Source organism: Mesorhizobium sp. WSM4833, assembly GCF_055811095.1.
This window is the reverse complement of record NZ_JBVVQG010000005.1, coordinates 346,800-363,483: the sequence shown is the minus strand read 5'-3', so window position 1 is coordinate 363,483 and position 16,684 is coordinate 346,800. Positions and strand designations below refer to the sequence as shown.

General features: G+C 64.1%; 17 protein-coding genes. 14 read left to right on the top strand and 3 right to left on the bottom strand.

Annotated features, from left to right (window positions below; translation table 11 throughout):
• Positions 1 to 6 precede the first annotated feature (6 nt).
• Positions 7 to 393, bottom strand: a complete 387-nt coding sequence (locus AC0L2D_RS12535; RefSeq protein ID WP_013528543.1) for a 5-carboxymethyl-2-hydroxymuconate Delta-isomerase — start codon at positions 391 to 393, stop codon at positions 7 to 9.
• A gap of 215 nt (positions 394 to 608) precedes the next feature.
• Here AC0L2D_RS12535 and hpaR point away from each other — a divergent pair, with 215 nt between their 5' ends.
• Positions 609 to 1,004 (top strand): homoprotocatechuate degradation operon regulator HpaR, encoded by a 396-nt coding sequence (hpaR, locus tag AC0L2D_RS12530; RefSeq protein ID WP_224620863.1) that lies wholly within the window; start codon positions 609 to 611, stop codon positions 1,002 to 1,004.
• A gap of 29 nt (positions 1,005 to 1,033) precedes the next feature.
• On the opposite strand, the gene AC0L2D_RS12525 is transcribed toward hpaR, so the two are convergent.
• The gene (locus tag AC0L2D_RS12525; RefSeq protein WP_473541166.1) at positions 1,034 to 1,543 is read right to left on the bottom strand and encodes a flavin reductase; all 510 of its coding nucleotides are present in this window, start codon (positions 1,541 to 1,543) and stop codon (positions 1,034 to 1,036) included.
• Between the two features lie 6 nt (positions 1,544 to 1,549).
• Positions 1,550 to 3,094 carry a 4-hydroxyphenylacetate 3-hydroxylase N-terminal domain-containing protein gene (locus AC0L2D_RS12520; protein WP_473541165.1) on the bottom strand — a complete coding sequence of 515 codons (1,545 nt, stop codon included), beginning with the start codon at positions 3,092 to 3,094 and terminating at the stop codon, positions 1,550 to 1,552.
• Between the two features lie 92 nt (positions 3,095 to 3,186).
• Here AC0L2D_RS12520 and AC0L2D_RS12515 point away from each other — a divergent pair, with 92 nt between their 5' ends.
• The 13 genes from AC0L2D_RS12515 to AC0L2D_RS12455 all read left to right on the top strand — a co-directional run bounded on the left by AC0L2D_RS12515 (position 3,187) and on the right by AC0L2D_RS12455 (position 16,666).
• Positions 3,187 to 4,056 carry a helix-turn-helix domain-containing protein gene (locus tag AC0L2D_RS12515; protein ID WP_473541164.1) on the top strand — a complete coding sequence of 290 codons (870 nt, stop codon included), beginning with the start codon at positions 3,187 to 3,189 and terminating at the stop codon, positions 4,054 to 4,056.
• Between the two features lie 206 nt (positions 4,057 to 4,262).
• Positions 4,263 to 4,751: a hypothetical protein gene (locus tag AC0L2D_RS12510; RefSeq protein ID WP_024502125.1), complete on the top strand. Its 489-nt coding sequence runs from the start codon at positions 4,263 to 4,265 to the stop codon at positions 4,749 to 4,751.
• A 177-nt stretch (positions 4,752 to 4,928) separates the two neighbouring features.
• Positions 4,929 to 6,023 (top strand): transporter substrate-binding protein, encoded by a 1,095-nt coding sequence (locus tag AC0L2D_RS12505; protein ID WP_473541163.1) that lies wholly within the window; start codon positions 4,929 to 4,931, stop codon positions 6,021 to 6,023.
• Positions 6,020 to 6,637: an ANTAR domain-containing response regulator gene (locus AC0L2D_RS12500; RefSeq protein WP_013528536.1), complete on the top strand. Its 618-nt coding sequence runs from the start codon at positions 6,020 to 6,022 to the stop codon at positions 6,635 to 6,637. The genes AC0L2D_RS12505 and AC0L2D_RS12500 overlap by 4 nt, the downstream gene beginning before the upstream one ends.
• Before the next feature lie 19 nt (positions 6,638 to 6,656).
• Positions 6,657 to 7,523, top strand: a complete 867-nt coding sequence (locus tag AC0L2D_RS12495; protein ID WP_128278528.1) for an ABC transporter permease — start codon at positions 6,657 to 6,659, stop codon at positions 7,521 to 7,523.
• Positions 7,520 to 8,440 carry an ABC transporter permease gene (locus tag AC0L2D_RS12490; RefSeq protein WP_063170923.1) on the top strand — a complete coding sequence of 307 codons (921 nt, stop codon included), beginning with the start codon at positions 7,520 to 7,522 and terminating at the stop codon, positions 8,438 to 8,440. Before AC0L2D_RS12495 ends, AC0L2D_RS12490 begins: the two co-directional genes overlap by 4 nt.
• 33 nt (positions 8,441 to 8,473) lie before the next feature.
• Entirely contained in the window at positions 8,474 to 10,117 is a 1,644-nt protein-coding gene (locus AC0L2D_RS12485) for an ABC transporter substrate-binding protein (protein WP_224620787.1), read from the top strand.
• Positions 10,107 to 11,051 carry an acetamidase/formamidase family protein gene (locus AC0L2D_RS12480; RefSeq protein ID WP_024502120.1) on the top strand — a complete coding sequence of 315 codons (945 nt, stop codon included), beginning with the start codon at positions 10,107 to 10,109 and terminating at the stop codon, positions 11,049 to 11,051. Before AC0L2D_RS12485 ends, AC0L2D_RS12480 begins: the two co-directional genes overlap by 11 nt.
• A gap of 46 nt (positions 11,052 to 11,097) precedes the next feature.
• Positions 11,098 to 12,861, top strand: coding sequence for an ABC transporter ATP-binding protein (locus AC0L2D_RS12475; protein WP_473541161.1), 1,764 nt, complete (start codon positions 11,098 to 11,100; stop codon positions 12,859 to 12,861).
• A gap of 206 nt (positions 12,862 to 13,067) precedes the next feature.
• A complete protein-coding gene (locus AC0L2D_RS12470) occupies positions 13,068 to 14,276 on the top strand; it encodes an ABC transporter substrate-binding protein (protein ID WP_013528530.1) in 1,209 nt (402 codons plus the stop codon).
• A gap of 12 nt (positions 14,277 to 14,288) precedes the next feature.
• Positions 14,289 to 15,068, top strand: coding sequence for an ABC transporter ATP-binding protein (locus tag AC0L2D_RS12465; protein WP_473541159.1), 780 nt, complete (start codon positions 14,289 to 14,291; stop codon positions 15,066 to 15,068).
• Complete coding sequence (locus AC0L2D_RS12460) at positions 15,061 to 15,771, top strand: ABC transporter ATP-binding protein (protein ID WP_127369551.1); 711 nt, start codon at positions 15,061 to 15,063, stop codon at positions 15,769 to 15,771. The genes AC0L2D_RS12465 and AC0L2D_RS12460 overlap by 8 nt, the downstream gene beginning before the upstream one ends.
• 7 nt (positions 15,772 to 15,778) lie before the next feature.
• Complete coding sequence (locus AC0L2D_RS12455; RefSeq protein ID WP_024502116.1) at positions 15,779 to 16,666, top strand: branched-chain amino acid ABC transporter permease; 888 nt, start codon at positions 15,779 to 15,781, stop codon at positions 16,664 to 16,666.
• Positions 16,667 to 16,684: the final 18 nt, after the last annotated feature.

Sequence of the window (16,684 nt, the reverse complement as noted above, 5' to 3'; positions counted from 1 at the left end):
GTTCCGTCACTTGCCGCGCAGCCGCGGGTGGATTGCGTTTTTCTTCCAGCTGAGCACCGGGTCGATTTCCCGGATTTCGAGCGACAGGGCGAAATGCGGGGTCTCGAACAGGGTGGCAAGGTATTCGCTCACCGCCGCGAAGACGGCCTCGCCGGTCCGCTTCTTCTCGTCCGGGCTGCGGCCGGTGCCGATGCGAAACGACATGTCGAGAAAAGCGTTTTCCGGCAGGCTGTCGGCCATCGCGTAGGCCTCGGCGCGAAAGGCCCGCACCCGCACGGCGCCGGTCTCGAACAGCCCGGTGTCCAGCACTGTGCGCAACACCAGCGCGCACAATTCGTCCATATCGACCTTGGCATCGAGATTGGCCGAATACTCGATGGAGAAGTGAGGCACGGCGCTTCGTTTCCCTGGGTTATTGCTTTGTTGTAGTTAACGCGTTAATTACATGCGGCATCCGCGAAGTCAAGTCTTGCATCGGCCTTGGCGCAACGATACGGGATGGCAGGAACGGGCCCCGGCAGGCGGATTCGACCGAGGGAAGGCCTGTTTCGATCGCAAGCGTGGGAGGCTCTTTTTTGCTGCCTGAAAACACCCGTCGTTCCCTGCCGATGGCGCTGCTTCATGCCCGCGAAGCGGTGATGGCGCGGTTTCGGCCGATGCTTGCGGCGCATGACGTGACCGAACAGCAATGGCGCGTGCTGCGTGTGCTCAGCGAAGCCGGCCCGGTCGAGGCGACGGAACTTGCCGATCGCGCCTCGGTTTTGCCGCCCAGCCTGACGCGCATCATCAAGGCGCTCGAGGGACGCAAATTCATCACCCGCAACAAGGCCGAAGGCGACGGCCGCCGCGTCGTGCTGACCATTGCGCCTGCCGGCTCCGCCCTGATCGACGCCCTGTCGCCCGAGCGTCGCGTCATCTATGACGACATCGAACAGCGTTTTGGGCATGAGAAGCTGGAGCAGCTTCTCGACCTCTTGGAGAGCTTGATCGACGGCGAGAGCTGAGCGGTCGGTCCTGGCCGTTTCGCCCAGGCTCACCCGCCAAAGCTGCCCAACCGTGTCGGCTGCGTATAATTCCGGTCGACATAGAGCAGGGCCGAGCCGCCGCTGCCGTGCCGGACATCGATGGCGCGGCCGATCATGACATTGTGCGTGCCGACGACATGCACGGTCTCGATCTCGCAATCGAAGTTGACGATCGCATCCGACAGCGCCGGCGTGCCGGAGGTCAGCGTCTGCCAGCGCGCCGAGGCGTAGCGCGCCTCCATGTCCCTGGTCGCGCCGGCGAACTTTCCCGCCAGATGCATGTGGTCATGCGTCAGCACGTTGACGCAGAAGCGCCGGTTGGACAGGAACATGGCGGCCTGGGTCGAGCGCCCGTTCATGCACACGAGCAGCGTCGGCGGCTCGTCCGAGACGCTGCACATGGCGGTGGCGGTGAAGCCGCCGCGTCCTGCCGGCCCGTCTGTGGTGACGATGTTGACCGGCGCGCAGACCCTCGCCATGGCGTCGCGGAAATCGGCTTTCGAAATCTGCGTGGCCATGTAATTTCACTCGGCCGTTGAGACAAGCGGATTGAACCAGGTATCGCCGGTCCAGCCATTCTCGTCATAATCGGCCATGCAGGTGTCGACCAGCTCTTCCATCGCCTTCAGCCGCCCGCCGCGCTCGGCGCCTTTCAGCACCTGCAGCCGTACCTCTTCCGGCGCACCGGCATAGTTGAGCTCATAGAGCGCGTGACGGCCGCCGAACTCGGTGCCGGTCGCGTCCCACAACAGCTTCATGATCTTGATGCGCTCGATGTGGCCCATATCATTGGAGCCGCGCACATATTGCGCCAGATACTTGTCGATCTCGGGGTTGTTGAAGTCGCGCACCGACGACGGCAGGTAGATCAGCCCGGACGCGATCACCCGGCGCACGGTGTCGATGACGCGCGGATAGGCTTCCGACATGAAGGTGCGGTAGGCAAGGGCGGCTTCGAGGTTGGGCAGGACGGCGCCATTCGCCCATGGGATCGGGTTGTAGGCCATGGCGTTGGAAAAGCTCCAGAACATGTGCCTGAGCGCAATGACCTCGCCCAGTGCCGCCTGGTTGCCGCGGAAAGCATCGCCGCCCGTGGCGCGCAGCGCCTTGGCCAGCAGGCCGGCGAGAAAGTCGAGCTTGACGGCGAAACGCGTGCAGCCCTGGAAGCAGTAGCCATGCATGAAGCCGGAGGCCGGATGGAAGGACAGGATTTTTTGCGCATCGCGCAGCACCAGCACGTCCTCCCAGGGGATGAAGACATTGTCGAGCACCAGGATCGCGTCGTTCTCGTCAAAGCGCGACGACAGCGGATAGTCGAAGGGTGCCGCCACCGTGTTGGCCGTCTGCTCGTAGGAGACGCGGCAGAACATCTTTATCCCCGGCGCATTCATCGGCACGATGAACATCACCGACAGCGACGGATCCTCGGTCACCGTCGCCGACCCTTGCGCCAGGAAATTGTAGTGCGTCAGCGCCGAGGACGTCGCCACCACCTTGGCGCCGGACACGTAGATGCCGGCGTCCGTCTCCCTGGTGATGTGGACGAAGACGTCCTTCACTTGTTCGGCCGGCTTGTGGCGGTCGATCGGCGGGTTGACGATGGCGTGGTTCATGAACAACGCGGCTTCCTGCGCGCGTTTGTGCCAGGACAGGGCATTGTCCTTGAACGGCCCGTACCAGTCGGCATTGGCGCCGAGCGTGTTCATCAGCGCCGCCTTGTAGTCGGGCGTGCGGCCCATCCAGCCATAGGACATGCGCGACCACTTCGCGATCGCCGCCTGCTGGGCAACAAGCTCGGCGGAAGACTTGGCAACGCGGAAATATTTGTGGGTGTAGCCGCCCGAGCCGGTGTCGGTTGGTGACGTCAGCGCGTCCCGCCGCCTTGGATCATGCAGGGCGTCGTAGAGGCGCGCCAGCGACCGCGCCGAATTGCGCATCGCCGGATGCGTGGTGACGTCGGCAATGCGTTCGCCGTTGATATAGACCTCGCGGCCATCGCGCAGGCTCTCCAGATACTCGGCCCCGGTGAACGGGCGTGCCTTATCAGTGCGGAAGTCTTCTGATCGCATGATGGTCCTCCTCTTAAGCCGTAACCCTAGCGCCCTGGGCATCGATCGGTTATGGACGGAACGGCAAAACCGATTGGACTTTTTCCGGCGTCATGAGCCAGAGATCCATCCCCGACTTCTTCGTCTATGGCGAGCCGGTGCGGCCGCTCGATGTCGGTTTTCTGCATGTCGAGACGGTGCTTGCGCGCGGCAATATCCATCTTGGTGAGGTCGCCGCGCACAAGCACCCGCAGATGGGTCAGATCACCTTCTGGACCAGCGGCTCCGGTACCTACCGCATCGAAGACCGATCCTGGGACTTTTCGGCGCCTGCCGTGAGTTTCGTGCCGAGCACTATCGTGCACGGCTTCTCGATCGGCCCCGGCACCGACGCCATCGTCGTCTCGGTCGGCGACGGCGCGCTTGCGGCCATCGCGGCTCACAGCCTGCTGCCGCTGGACCGGCCGGTCTTTGCCGACGGCATGCCGCAGCACGCAGCGTGGGCCAGATTGGCGGCGGTGCTGGAGATGATCGCCGCCGAATACGCCGAGGCGCAAGCCGGCAATGACAGGGTCCTGCAGGCGCTGATCGCCGTCGCGCTCTCCCACATCGCGCGCCTCAGTCCCGAGACAAAGGATGCCACGGCGTCTTCTGATGCCTCACTGGCGTTGGGGCTGCGCCGGCTCGCCGATGCGCATTTCCGCGACAACTGGCCTGTTGATCGCTACGTCGAGGCGCTGGCCACGACGTCGCATCTTCTCGACAAGGCCAGCCGCGCGGTGCTGGGCAGCGGCGTCAAACGCGTCGTCAGTGAGCGACGGCTGCTGGAGGCCAAGCGGCTGCTGTTGTTCACCGTACGCACGGTCGAGGACATCGCCTACGAGATCGGCTTCGACGACCCGGCGTATTTTTCACGATTCTTTCGCGCGCGGGTCGGCGAAGCGCCCGCGTCCTGGCGGCGGAAACAGTTGCAGGGTCATTGATGGGTGACCATGGATGCGGACCTTGGCGCACCGTTCCGGCGCGAGTCCGCTTCCGCCAAGGCGTTGGCTTCCCGACCGGCCATGATGCAGCCACAGCCACTTTTTCGTGAAGCTGAACGGGTTGATCCGCTCGCCTGTCTGCCTAGGTAGAAAGGAGCGGCGGGCGCCACGCAAAATCTGACAATCGGGCAAATCTGACAGTCGGCATGATATTTTCCTGCATTCGAAAGCTTGGCCTCGCTGCTCTCTGTGTCGGCATCCAGTCTTCCTGCGTCGTTCCCGACGATACGTCGCGTATCGCCAAGATTGATCCAACGGCGGCGGCTGCCCGCAAGGAGATGGTCGGCCTCAGCGAAGCCGATGTTCGAATGTGCGCCGGGTTTCCGACCGCCACCGCCGACGCCGGCCAATCGGGCCAGATCTGGACCTACAAGCGCATCGTCCAGCGCGGCAATCTCAGCATTGTGGTTCCGACGTTGGCGGTCGGCGCGATCCCGGCGGTCGGCGGCTCCGTCAATGTCGCTCCCGGCGGCTATTGCGATACGCAAATTCGCATGGTCGATGGCCGTGTCGCCGAAGTTGCCTATGCCGGCGACAACAATTTGCCGAACAGGCGCGACGCGCTTTGTGTCAGCACGGTGGACGCTTGTGTGACCTATGCTCGCCAACACGGCCAGAGGCCGGCGGCCAAATAGCCGGCGGCAGCGAAACGGCGATGGCAGGTCATGCAAATGTCATTGAGGGCTTGACTGACCCGCCGGACCGAATACGCTAGTGCAAAATACCGGCTCTGATCGCCGGGCGGCAAAAATGCCTCGTATGCCTCGCCCTCCGGCGCAGGCTGCGAGGCATTGTCATTTCTGGGGTCCTGTTTGAAACGGCGCATCGAGATCGGCATCCTGTATTCCCGCTCGGGGAGCTATCAGCTCGTCTCCGATGCGTGCCGCATCGGTGCCATGCGTGCCATAGCCGACATCAAAGCCGATCGCAGCTCAGGCATCGAACTGGTGCCGGTGGAGCGCGATCCTCAAAGCAATGCGGACCGCTACGCAACGCTTTGCGAAGATATCTTCAAGACCAGCAGCGCACGCCATGTCATCGGCTGCGTCACCTCCTGGAGCCGCAAGGAAACCATTCCGGTCTTGGAGAAAGCCGGCGGCATGCTCTGGTACGCCTGCCCCTATGAGGGCTTCGAAGCCAATGAGCATGTCGTCTACATGCACGCCTGCCCCAACCAGCATCTGGTGCCGCTGATGGCCCATGTCGTGCCGCGTTTCGGCGCCAACGGCTTCCTGCTGGGCTCGAACTACATCTGGGGCTGGGAGATGAATCGCGTCGCGCGCGACCTGATCGCGGATGCCGGCGGCAAGGTGCTGGGCGAACGCTACCTGCGCATCGGCGAGACCGACGTGTCGCGGCTGATCGCGGAGATCCGCGCCACGCGGCCGAACTTCATCCTCAACAATTTGATCGGCACCTCGTCCTACGCCTTCCTCGCGGCCTATCGCGACCTGGGTCACGAGGATGCCGCCTTCAGTCCCGGGACTTGCCCCGTCATCTCCTGCAACCTGACCGAAGGTGAGCTGCCGGCGATCGGTGAATCCGGCAAGGGACATCTGTCGGTCGGGCCGTATTTCGCGCCGCGCCCGGCTGCCTTTGCCTCATCCTTCGAGGCCTCCGCCTATGTCTCGGTGCAGGTGATGGCCGACGTGCTCTCCAGCAATCCCGACGCCGGTCCGGCGGAATTCTCCAAAGCCTTCGCCGAACGCCGCTTCTCCACCCGGCTCGGTCCGATCGCCATCGACGCCCACTCGCAGCACGCGACACTGCCGGTGATCATCGGGCGCATCGCGGACGGCTTCTTCGAGGTCGTCAGCCGCGAAGACGAAGTCGCGCCGGATCCGTATCTGTCGCGCTACGACCCGGCAAAAACATTCGGCCGCCCGCGCCTGAGGGTGGTGTCGTGACCAGAGCCCCACGCATCCCCAATCTCGGCGGCGCCAGGGCGTTTATCCTGCATCGCCCACATCCGACGGTGCAGGCGATCACCAGGCAATTGTCGGCCATCGGGCTGATCACGCTGGATTGCTGGCCGGAACTGCCGCCCGAGGCGCTGGCCGCCGATTTCGTCTTCTTCGACGCCGATCTCGGCTTTGACGAGCAATTCCCCTGGAAGCCGGGTGAAGCGCCGATGCCGCTGGTGGCGCTGATCGGTTCCGAGGCGCCGGGCCGCATCGAATGGGCGCTGTCGCATAAGGCCGATGCGCAGCTGCTGAAGCCGGTCGGCAATGCCGGCGTCTACAGCGCGCTGCTGATCGCGCGCCAGAGTTTCGAGGCGCGAAAACACCTGGCCAGCGAGATCGCCTCGCTTCGCCAGCGCGTTGCCGAACGCCAAACCATCGTTCGCGCGGTGACGGCACTGGCGAAAGGCGCCGATGACGGCCGCGCCTATGCGCAGCTGCGCTCGCTGGCGATGAGCTGGCAGATCAGCGTCGAGGATGCCGCGCGGCGGATCGTGGCCATGACAAGTGAAGAAGCAACAGGGGAAGAAGGCGGCGATGACCAGTCCCATCGTGCCTGATCTCACCGCGCCAGGGCGCATGCCGGTCAAGCCGCGCGCCGGCGTCTGGCGCCGGCTGGTCAGGCGCCGTCTGGCTCTGCTCGGGCTGGTCATCGTCGCCATCGTCGTTGCCGGCGCCGTGCTGGCGCCATGGCTGACTGGCTATGATCCCAACGAGCAGATGTTCGACGGCCTGACCATCGAGGGCTCGCCCTTGCCGCCGGATGCAAAATTCTGGCTGGGCACCGACTTGCTCGGCCGCGACCTCCTGACCCGCATCCTCTACGGCGCCCGCACCTCGCTGATCATCGGCATCGTCGCCAATGGCGTGGCGCTGTTCATTGGCACGCTGGTCGGTGTTGTCGCCGGCTATTTCCGTGGCTGGATCGGCAGCGCGCTGATGCGTTTCACCGATTTGATGATGGCGTTTCCGGCACTGCTGCTCGCCATTTGCCTGGCCGCGGTGTTCGAGCCCAGCCTGTGGATCGTCGCCATGGTCATCGCTTTGGTCAACTGGGTGCAGACCGCCCGCGTCATCTACACCGAGACCTCATCGCTGGCGGAGCGTGAGTTCATCGATGCCGAACGCACCATCGGCGCGAGCGCGCCGCGCATCCTGTTTCGCCACATCCTGCCGCATCTCTTACCGACCATCATCGTCTGGGGCACGCTCGGCATCTCGACCACCGTGCTGCTCGAGGCGACGCTCTCTTTCCTCGGCATCGGCGTCCAGCCGCCCACGGCGTCCTGGGGCAACATCATCTTCGAGAACCAGACCTATTTCCAGGCCGCACCCTGGCTGGTGTTCTTCCCCGGTGCCGCGATCCTGGCGCTGGCGCTGGCTTTCAACCTGATCGGCGATGCGCTGCGCGACATTCTCGATCCGACGCAGAGGGGCCGGGCATGATCGCCTATCTCGGCCGCCGCCTCATCCAGTCGCTGCTGATCCTGCTCGGCGTCTCGCTGATCACCTTCGCGCTGCTCTATCTCCTGCCGGCCGATCCGGTGCGCCAGATCGCCGGCCGCAGCGCCACGCCGCAGACGGTCGAGAACATCCGCCAGCAGCTCGGCCTCGACCAGCCCTTCATCGTCCAGTACTGGCGCTATCTCACGAAGCTCGTCAGCGGCGATTTAGGCCGCTCCTACATCCAGCGCTCCGAAGTCACCGAGCTGATCGTCTCGCGGCTGCCGGCCAGCCTGTTGCTGATGGTCGGCGCCATCCTGTGCGAGCTGTTGCTCGGCCTGAGCATGGGCCTGATCGCCGCCGTCAAGCGCGGCACCGCCACTGACCAGACGCTGATGGTCGCCTCCTTCGTCGGCGTCTCGGCACCGCAATTCGTCGTCGGTCTGCTGCTGCTCTACGTCTTTGCCGTGCGGCTCAGCTGGTTCCCGATCGGCGGCTACGGCACCTGGCGTCATCTGGTGCTGCCGTCACTGACCATGGGAATCCTCGGCGCCGGCTGGTACGCGCGCATGATGCGCTCGTCGATGATCGACGTGCTGCGCCAGGATTACGTGCGCACCGCCCGCGCCAAAGGCCTGGCGCGGCGAGCTATCCTGTTCCGCCATGCGCTGCCCAACGCCATCCTGCCGGTGATCGCCATGATCGGCATCGACATAGGCATCTTCATGGGCGGCATCGTCGTCGTCGAAAGCGTATTCGGCTGGCCCGGCATCGGCCAGCTCGCCTGGCAGGCCATCCAGCGCGTCGACATCCCGATCATCATGGGTGTGACGCTGGTGTCGGCCTTCGCCATCGTGCTGGGCAATCTGCTGGCCGACATCATCGCGCCCTTCATCGACCCCCGCATCAAGCTCAGATGAAATGAAAACCAGACAGAGAAAGGGAACATAAAAATGAAAAGGTTTCTCGCATCCACGGTAGCGGCATCGGCGCTGGCGCTGATGCTCGGCATGACGAGCGTTCGCGCCGAGGACGCCGTCGATCCGAACGCCAAGCAGGGCGGCGCCATCACCATCACCTACAAGGACGACGTCGCCACGCTCGATCCGGCGATCGGCTATGACTGGCAGAACTGGTCGATGATCAAGAGCCTGTTCGACGGGTTGATGGACTACGAGCCGGGCACCACCAATCTGAAACCCGACCTCGCCGAAAGCTACGAGATTTCGCCCGACGGCAAGACCTTCACCTTCAAGCTGCGCCATGGCGTGAAATTCCACAATGGCCGCGAGATGACGGCCGACGACGTGAAATATTCGCTCGACCGCGTCACCAATCCGAAGACGCAGAGCCCCGGCGCCGGCTTCTTCGGCTCGATCAAGGGCTATGACGATGTCGCCGCCGGCAAGGCCGAGAGCCTCTCCGGCGTCACCGTCGTCGACCCTTACACGGTCAAGTTCGAACTGACCCGCCCCGACGCCACCTTCCTGCATGTGATGGCCATCAACTTCGCCCATGTCGTGCCGAAGGAAGAGGTCGAGAAATACGGCGCCGATTTCGGCAAGCATCCGGTCGGCACCGGCGCCTTCAAGCTCGCCGAGTGGACGCTCGGCCAGCGCATCGTCTTCGAGCGCAATGCGGACTACTGGCACAAGGGCCTGCCGCATCTGGACAAGATCACCTTCGAGATCGGCCAGGAGCCGATCGTGGCGCTGCTGCGCCTGCAGAAGGGCGAGATCGACGTCCCCGGCGACGGCATTCCGCCAGCAAAATTCCAGGAGGTGATGGCCGATCCCGAGCAGAAGGCACGCGTCGTCGAAGGCGGCCAGCTGCACACCGGCTATGTCACCATGAACACCACCATGGCGCCGTTCGACAATGTTAAGGTGCGCCAGGCAGTCAACATGGCGATCAACAAGGCGCGCGTCATCCAGATCATCAACGGCCGCGCCGTGCCGGCCAACCAGCCGCTGCCGCCGTCGATGCCGGGCTACGACAAGGAATACAAGGGCTATCCCTATGACGTCGCCAAGGCCAAGGCGCTGCTCGCAGAGGCTGGCCACCCCGACGGCTTCGAGACACAGCTGTTTGCCATGAACACCGATCCCAACCCGCGCATCGCCCAGGCGATCCAGCAGGATCTGGCGGCGATCGGCATCAAGGCCAGCATCCAGTCGCTGGCGCAGGCAAACGTGATTGCCGCCGGCGGCGACAAGGCCGGCGCACCGATGATCTGGTCCGGCGGCATGGCCTGGATCGCCGACTTCCCGGATCCGTCGAACTTCTACGGCCCGATCCTCGGCTGCGCCGGTGCGGTGCCGGGCGGCTGGAACTGGTCGTGGTATTGCAACAAGGATCTCGACGCCAAGGCGGCCGAGGCCGACTCGGTGGTCGACCCGGCTAAATCAGGCGAACGCGACAAGATGTGGAGCGCCATCTACGACAAGGTGATGGAAGACGCGCCCTGGGCGCCGGTCTTCAACGAGCAGCGCTTCACCATGAAATCGGCGCGCATGGGCGGCGCCGACAACCTCTATGTCGACCCGGTTCATATCCCGATCAACTACGACAATGTGTACGTAAAAGATGTGCAATAACTGCGACTACACCATCCATGGGCGCCAACATCATTTCGGCTGGGACAATTCGTTTGCCCCGGCCGAGCGGGTGGCGCCCGGCTCGACGATCGAGTTCCAGTGCCTCGATTCCTCCGGCGGCCAGTTGCAGGCCGGCAGCACGGTCGCCGACGTCGCCAAGCTCGACTTCGCCACCGTCAATCCGGTGACCGGGCCGATCTTCGTCGAGGGCGCCGAGCCGGGTGACGCGCTGAAGGTGACGATCGAGATGTTCAAGCCGTCCGGCTTCGGCTGGACGGCCAACATTCCGGGCTTTGGGCTGCTCGCCGACGACTTCAAGGAGCCGGCGCTGAACATCTGGAAATACGACGCTGCCTCGCTCGAGCCGGCGCTGTTCGGCAAGAATGCGCGTGTGCCGTTGAAACCCTTCGCCGGCACCATAGGCAACGCGCTGGCGGAAAAGGGCCACCACTCGGTGGTGCCGCCAAGGCGCGTCGGCGGCAATCTCGACATCCGCGATCTCGCCGCCGGCACCACGCTCTATCTGCCGGTGGAAGTGGCGGGCGCGCTGTTTTCGGTTGGCGACACCCATGCCGCGCAAGGTGACGGCGAGGTCTGCGGCACGGCGATCGAAAGTCCGATGGACGTCGTGCTCAAGCTCGACCTGGTCAAGGATGCCAGGCTGAAGACGCCGCGCTTCACCACGCCAGGCCCGGTGACGCGCCATCTCGACGCCAAGGGCTATGAGGTGACGACCGGCATCGGTCCGGACCTGATGACCGGCGCCAGGGAAGCGGTTGCGCAGATGGTCGACCTGCTCGCCGGTCGTTATCACATCGACCCAGTCGAGGCCTATATGCTGGCCTCGGTCTGCGGCGATCTCCGCATCAGCGAGATCGTCGACATGCCGAACTGGGTGGTGTCGTTCTACTTTCCGCGCTGCGTGTTTGAATGAGGAGGGGGGTGTGCCGGAGTAAATCCCTCTCCGGGTCACGCGCGCAATGATCGCCGCCAGCGAACCCATACTCGACATCGCCAACCTCTCCGTCAGCGTGCGCGGCGAGGAGGGCGAGCGCGAGGTCGTCTCCGACCTGTCGCTGACGTTGTCTCGTGGCGAGACGCTGTGCATTGCCGGTGAATCCGGCTCCGGCAAATCGATGACCGCTCTGGCCATCATGCAGCTTCTGCCGCAGCCTGCCGCCAGGATTTCATCCGGCAAGGTCCATCTCGGCGATACAGATCTGACGATTCTGGACGAGCGCCGGATGCGGCGCATTCGCGGCAAACGCATCGCCATGATCTTCCAGGAGCCGATGACCTCACTCAACCCGGTGCTGTCGATCGGCCGGCAGCTCACCGAATCCATCGAGGCGCATACCTCCCTGTCGCAGAGCGAGGCTCGCCAGCGTGCCATCGAGGCGCTGAAGGCGGTGCGCATTTCGGAAGCCGAAAGCCGGCTAAAGCAGTTTCCGCACGAACTGTCCGGCGGCATGCGCCAGCGGGTGATGATCGCCATGGCGCTGGCGCTCGAGCCGGACGTGCTGATCGCCGACGAGCCGACGACGGCGCTCGACGTCACCGTGCAAGGCGAGGTGCTGGAACTTTTGCGCGATCTGCAGCGCCAGCATGGCACCAGCGTCATCCTCATCACTCATGACATGGGCGTCGTCGCCGAAATGGCCGACCGCGTCATCATCATGCGGCATGGCCGCATGGTCGAAGAGGGAAAAACCGCTGACATTTTCGCCAGGCCGCAAGCCGGCTACACGCGCGAGCTGCTGGCCGCCGTGCCGCGCATCGGCAGCGGTATCGGTCGCCAGGAATCCAGGAGTGCCGAGACGGCAACGCCGGCCAATGTCGCTGACGTCAAGGACCTGCATGTCCGTTTCGACCTGCATGGCGGCTTCTTCGGCCGGGTCACTCGTCGCGTCCACGCCGTCGAAGGCGTCAGCTTCTCGATCGCGCCCAACGAGACGCTGGCGCTGGTCGGCGAATCCGGTTGTGGCAAGTCGACCACCGCCAAGGCGCTGGCCGGACTGGTGCCCTACAGCGGCGACATCGCCATTGGCGGCCGCAATCTGTCCGGCCTCGGCCGCGACGAGCGCAAGGCGGTGCGCCGCGACGTGCAGATGATTTTCCAGGACCCCTATGCCTCGTTGGACCCACGCATGCGTGTCGGCGACCTCGTCGCCGAGCCGCTGCTGATCCACGGCATCGCCTCGAAGGAAGAGCGCAGCCAGCGTGTCGCCGCACTGTTCGAGCGCGTCGGCCTGTCGGCTGACCAGATGGAACTCTATCCGCATGAATTCTCCGGCGGCCAGCGCCAGCGCGTCTGCATTGCCCGCGCGCTTGCACTGCGGCCGAAGCTGATCATCGCCGACGAAAGCGTCTCGGCGCTCGACGTCTCGGTGCAGGCGCGCGTGCTCGATCTGTTGAAGGAATTGCAGCGCGAATTCGGCGTCGCCTATCTCTTCATCTCGCATGACATGGCGGTGGTCGAGAACATCTCCGACCGCGTCGCCGTCATGTATCTCGGCCAGATCGTCGAGATGGGCACCCGCGACCAGGTCTTTTCCAACCCGCGCCATCCCTACACCAGGCGCCTGATCGAAGCCGTGCCCGTGCCCGATCCCGCGCAGCGCAGAAGCCGCTTCGCGCGCCTCGACCAGGAAATCCCGAGCGCCACCCGCAGGATCGGCGAGGCGCCGCTGAAACTGGCGCTGAGGGATGTCGGCAACGGCCATCTCGTCGCCGCCGAGGACTGAGCCGGCACTGCCGCCGGGCGGTTCACATGTTTGTGTCTCTATCTCTCGCCCAAGGCTCGCGTTCCGCCGCCAAACCGTATCGCTTCGAACACTAAATCCCTAACGGCCTCTTGCCCTCTGTCCCTATCTTCCTCATGTTCAATACCATTGCGATGATCGATCGTAGGAGGGTCGGTCGGATTTATCGCTATGGGAGGAAGTCAACCATGAAGGTAAGCCTTTTCGTTTCCGCGGCACTTCTCGCCGCATCCGCGATCCCCGCTTCGGCCGCCGAAATTTCCGACGGCAAGGTCAAGATCGGCATCCTCAACGACCAGTCGGGCGTCTACGCCGACTTCGGCGGCAAGTGGTCGGTCGAGGCGGCCAAGATGGCCGTTGAAGATTTCGGCGGCAAGGTGCAGGGAGCGCCGATAGAAATCATCAGCGCCGACCACCAGAACAAGCCGGATATCGCCTCCAACATCGCCCGGCAGTGGTACGACACCGAGCAAGTCGATGCCATCATGGAACTGACGACCTCTTCGGTAGCGCTCGCCGTCCAGGGGATTTCCAAGGAAAAGAAGAAGATCGACATCGTCACCGGCGCGGCGACCACGGAGCTGACCGGCAAACAGTGCTCGCCCTACGGCTTCCACTGGGCCTATGACACTCACTCGCAGGCGGTGGGTACCGGCGGCTCTCTCGTGCAGCAGGGCGGCGACAGCTGGTTCTTCGTCACCGTCGACTATGCATTCGGCTATTCGCTGAAGGATCAGACCACCAAGTTCGTCGAAAGCCATGGCGGCAAGGTGCTGGGCGAGGTGCGTTATCCCCTGGGATCGACCGATTATTCGTCCTTCCTGCTGCAGGCGCAATCGTCGGGCGCCAAGGTCATCGGCCTGGCCAATGCCGGCCTCGATACCTCCAACTCCATCAAGCAGGCGGCCGAATTCGGCATCGTGCAGGGCGGTCAGCGTCTTGCCGCACTCCTGTTCACGCTGGCCGAGGTGCATGGGCTTGGCCTTCAAGCGGCGCAGGGCGTCGTGCTGACCGAAGGCTATTACTGGGATCGCGACGACAAGAGCCGCGAATTCGGGCAGCGCTTCTTCAAGCGCACCAACCGCATGCCGAACATGATCCAGGCCGCGACCTATTCGGCGGTGACACAGTATTTGAAGGCGATCGACAAGGCCGGCACGGACGAGACCGAAGCCGTCGCCAAGCAGCTGCATTCGATGCCTGTGGACGACGCGGTGATAACCAACGGCAAGGTGCAGGCGGACGGCAACATGGTCCACGACATGTACCTCTACCAGGTCAAGTCGCCAGCCGAGAGCACCAAGGATTGGGACTACTACAAATATCTCGCCACCATTCCAGGCAACGAGGCCTTCCTCAGCGAGAAGGAAAGCGGCTGTCCGACGGCCGGCCAGTGATCGGCGCGGCCGATGGCGCCGACTGACCTGGACGCGAACGAGCCGCGGGTTGTGCTTTCCGCCCGCGGGTTGCGACGCGACTTTGCCGGCTTCATCGCCGTCAAAAACGTCGATATCGATGTCCGCCATGGCAACATCCATGCCCTGATCGGACCCAACGGCGCCGGCAAGACGACCGTCTTCAACCTGCTCACCAAGTTCCTGGCGCCGACCAGCGGCAGGATCGAGCTGCTTGGCCACGACATCACCCGCACCTCGCCGGCCAGGGTTGCGCGGATGGGGCTGGTGCGCTCGTTCCAGATATCGGCGATTTTTCCGCACCTCAGCGTGCTCGACAATGTCCGCGTCGCGCTGCAGCGGCCGGGTGGTCTTGCCGTTCAATTCTGGCGCTCGCTCGCGGCGCTCGACCGGCTGACCCCGCGCGCCGAGGAATTGCTGCGCTCGGTTGGTCTCGACGACGCCAGGAACAGGCTCGCCAGCGATCTTTCCTATGGCAGGAAACGCGTGCTGGAGATCGCCACGACGCTCGCGCTCGATCCGAAAGTGCTGCTGCTGGACGAGCCGATGGCCGGCATGGGGCATGAGGACGTGGCCACGGTTTCCAGCCTCATCCGTTCGGTTGCCAGGGATCGCGCCGTGCTGATGGTCGAGCACAATCTGACCGTGGTGGCCGACCTTTGCGACTGGATAACGGTCATGCAGCGCGGCGAGGTGCTGGCCGCTGGCGACTACGCCACCGTTAGCCGCGACGAGCGCGTCAAGATCGCCTATATGGGCACCGCCGATGACTAGTGCCGCACCTCTGCTTGCCGTCACCGGCCTCAACGCCTGGTATGGCGAGGGCCATGCGCTGCACGGTGTCGATCTGGAAGTGTTTGCCGGCGAGACGGTCACGCTGCTCGGCCGCAATGGCGTCGGCAAGACGACGACGCTGCGCGCCATCATGGGGTTGATCCGCAAGCGGACCGGCCGGATCGCCTTCGACGGCAAGGACCTGATGCGGCTGCCGCTGCACCGCACCGCCCATCAAGGCATCGGCTTCGTGCCGGAGGAGCGCGGCATCTTCGCAACGCTGACCGTGGACGAGAATCTGATTCTGCCGCCGGTCGTCGCGCAGGGCGGCATGAGCGTCGAGGAGATATTCGATCTGTTCCCCAATCTGAAGGAGCGGCGCAACAGTCCCGGCACCAGGCTGTCGGGCGGCGAACAGCAGATGCTGGCGATCGCGCGCATGCTGCGAACCGGCGTGAAGATGCTGCTTCTCGACGAACCGACGGAGGGGCTCGCTCCCGTCATCGTGCAGCGCATCGGCGCGTTGCTGGCGACGTTGAAAAAGCGCGGCATGACGATCCTGCTGGTCGAGCAGAACTTCCGCTTCGCCAGTCGCGTCGCCGACCGTTTCTACCTGATGGAGCACGGCAAGGTGGTGGCGGGGTTTCCGGTCGGCGAACTGCCGGACCGCATGGCGCAGCTCCACGAAGTCCTGGGTGTATGATGGCGCCATGACGATGATCTTCGGAATCCCGGTTCAGGCCTTCCTCGGCCAGTTGCTGGTCGGCCTGATCAACGGCTCGTTCTACGCCATGCTGAGCCTGGGCCTGGCCGTCATATTCGGCTTGCTGCGCGTCATCAATTTCGCCCATGGCGCCCAGTATATGTTCGGCGCCTTCGTCGGCTACCTGCTTCTCACCCATCTCGGCATCGGCTATTGGCCCGCTTTGATCCTTGTGCCGCTGATCGTTGGCGTCTTCGGCGTCGTGGTCGAGCGCCTGGCGCTGTCGAGGCTGTACGATCTCGATCCGCTCTACGGGCTGCTCTTCACCTTCGGCCTCGCGCTCGTGCTCGAAGGCATCTTCCGCTATTATTACGGCGTCTCGGGAAACCCTTACGCCGTGCCGCCGCTGCTTGCCGGCGGCACCAATCTCGGCTTCATGTTCCTGCCCAACTATCGCGGCTGGGTCGTGGTCGCCTCGCTGATCGTCTGCTTCGGCACCTGGGCGCTGATCGAGAAGACCAGGCTTGGATCCTATCTGCGCGCGGCAACCGAGAATCCCCGTCTCGTCCAGGCTTTCGGCGTCAACGTGCCGTTGCTGCTGACCCTCACCTACGGCCTTGGCTCCGCGCTGGCCGGGCTTGCCGGCATTCTAGCAGCACCGATCTATCAGGTGAGCCCGCTTATGGGATCGGACCTCATCATCGTCGTCTTCGCGGTGGTGGTGGTCGGCGGCATGGGATCGATCCTCGGTGCGATCGTCACCGGCTACATGCTTGGCCTCGCCGAGGGCCTGACCAAGGTCTTCTACCCCGAGGCCTCCAATCTCGTGGTCTTCGTCATCATGGCCATCGTGCTTCTGGTCCGGCCGGCTGGCCTGTTCGGAAGGGACGCTTGACATGTCGGAAGGGACATC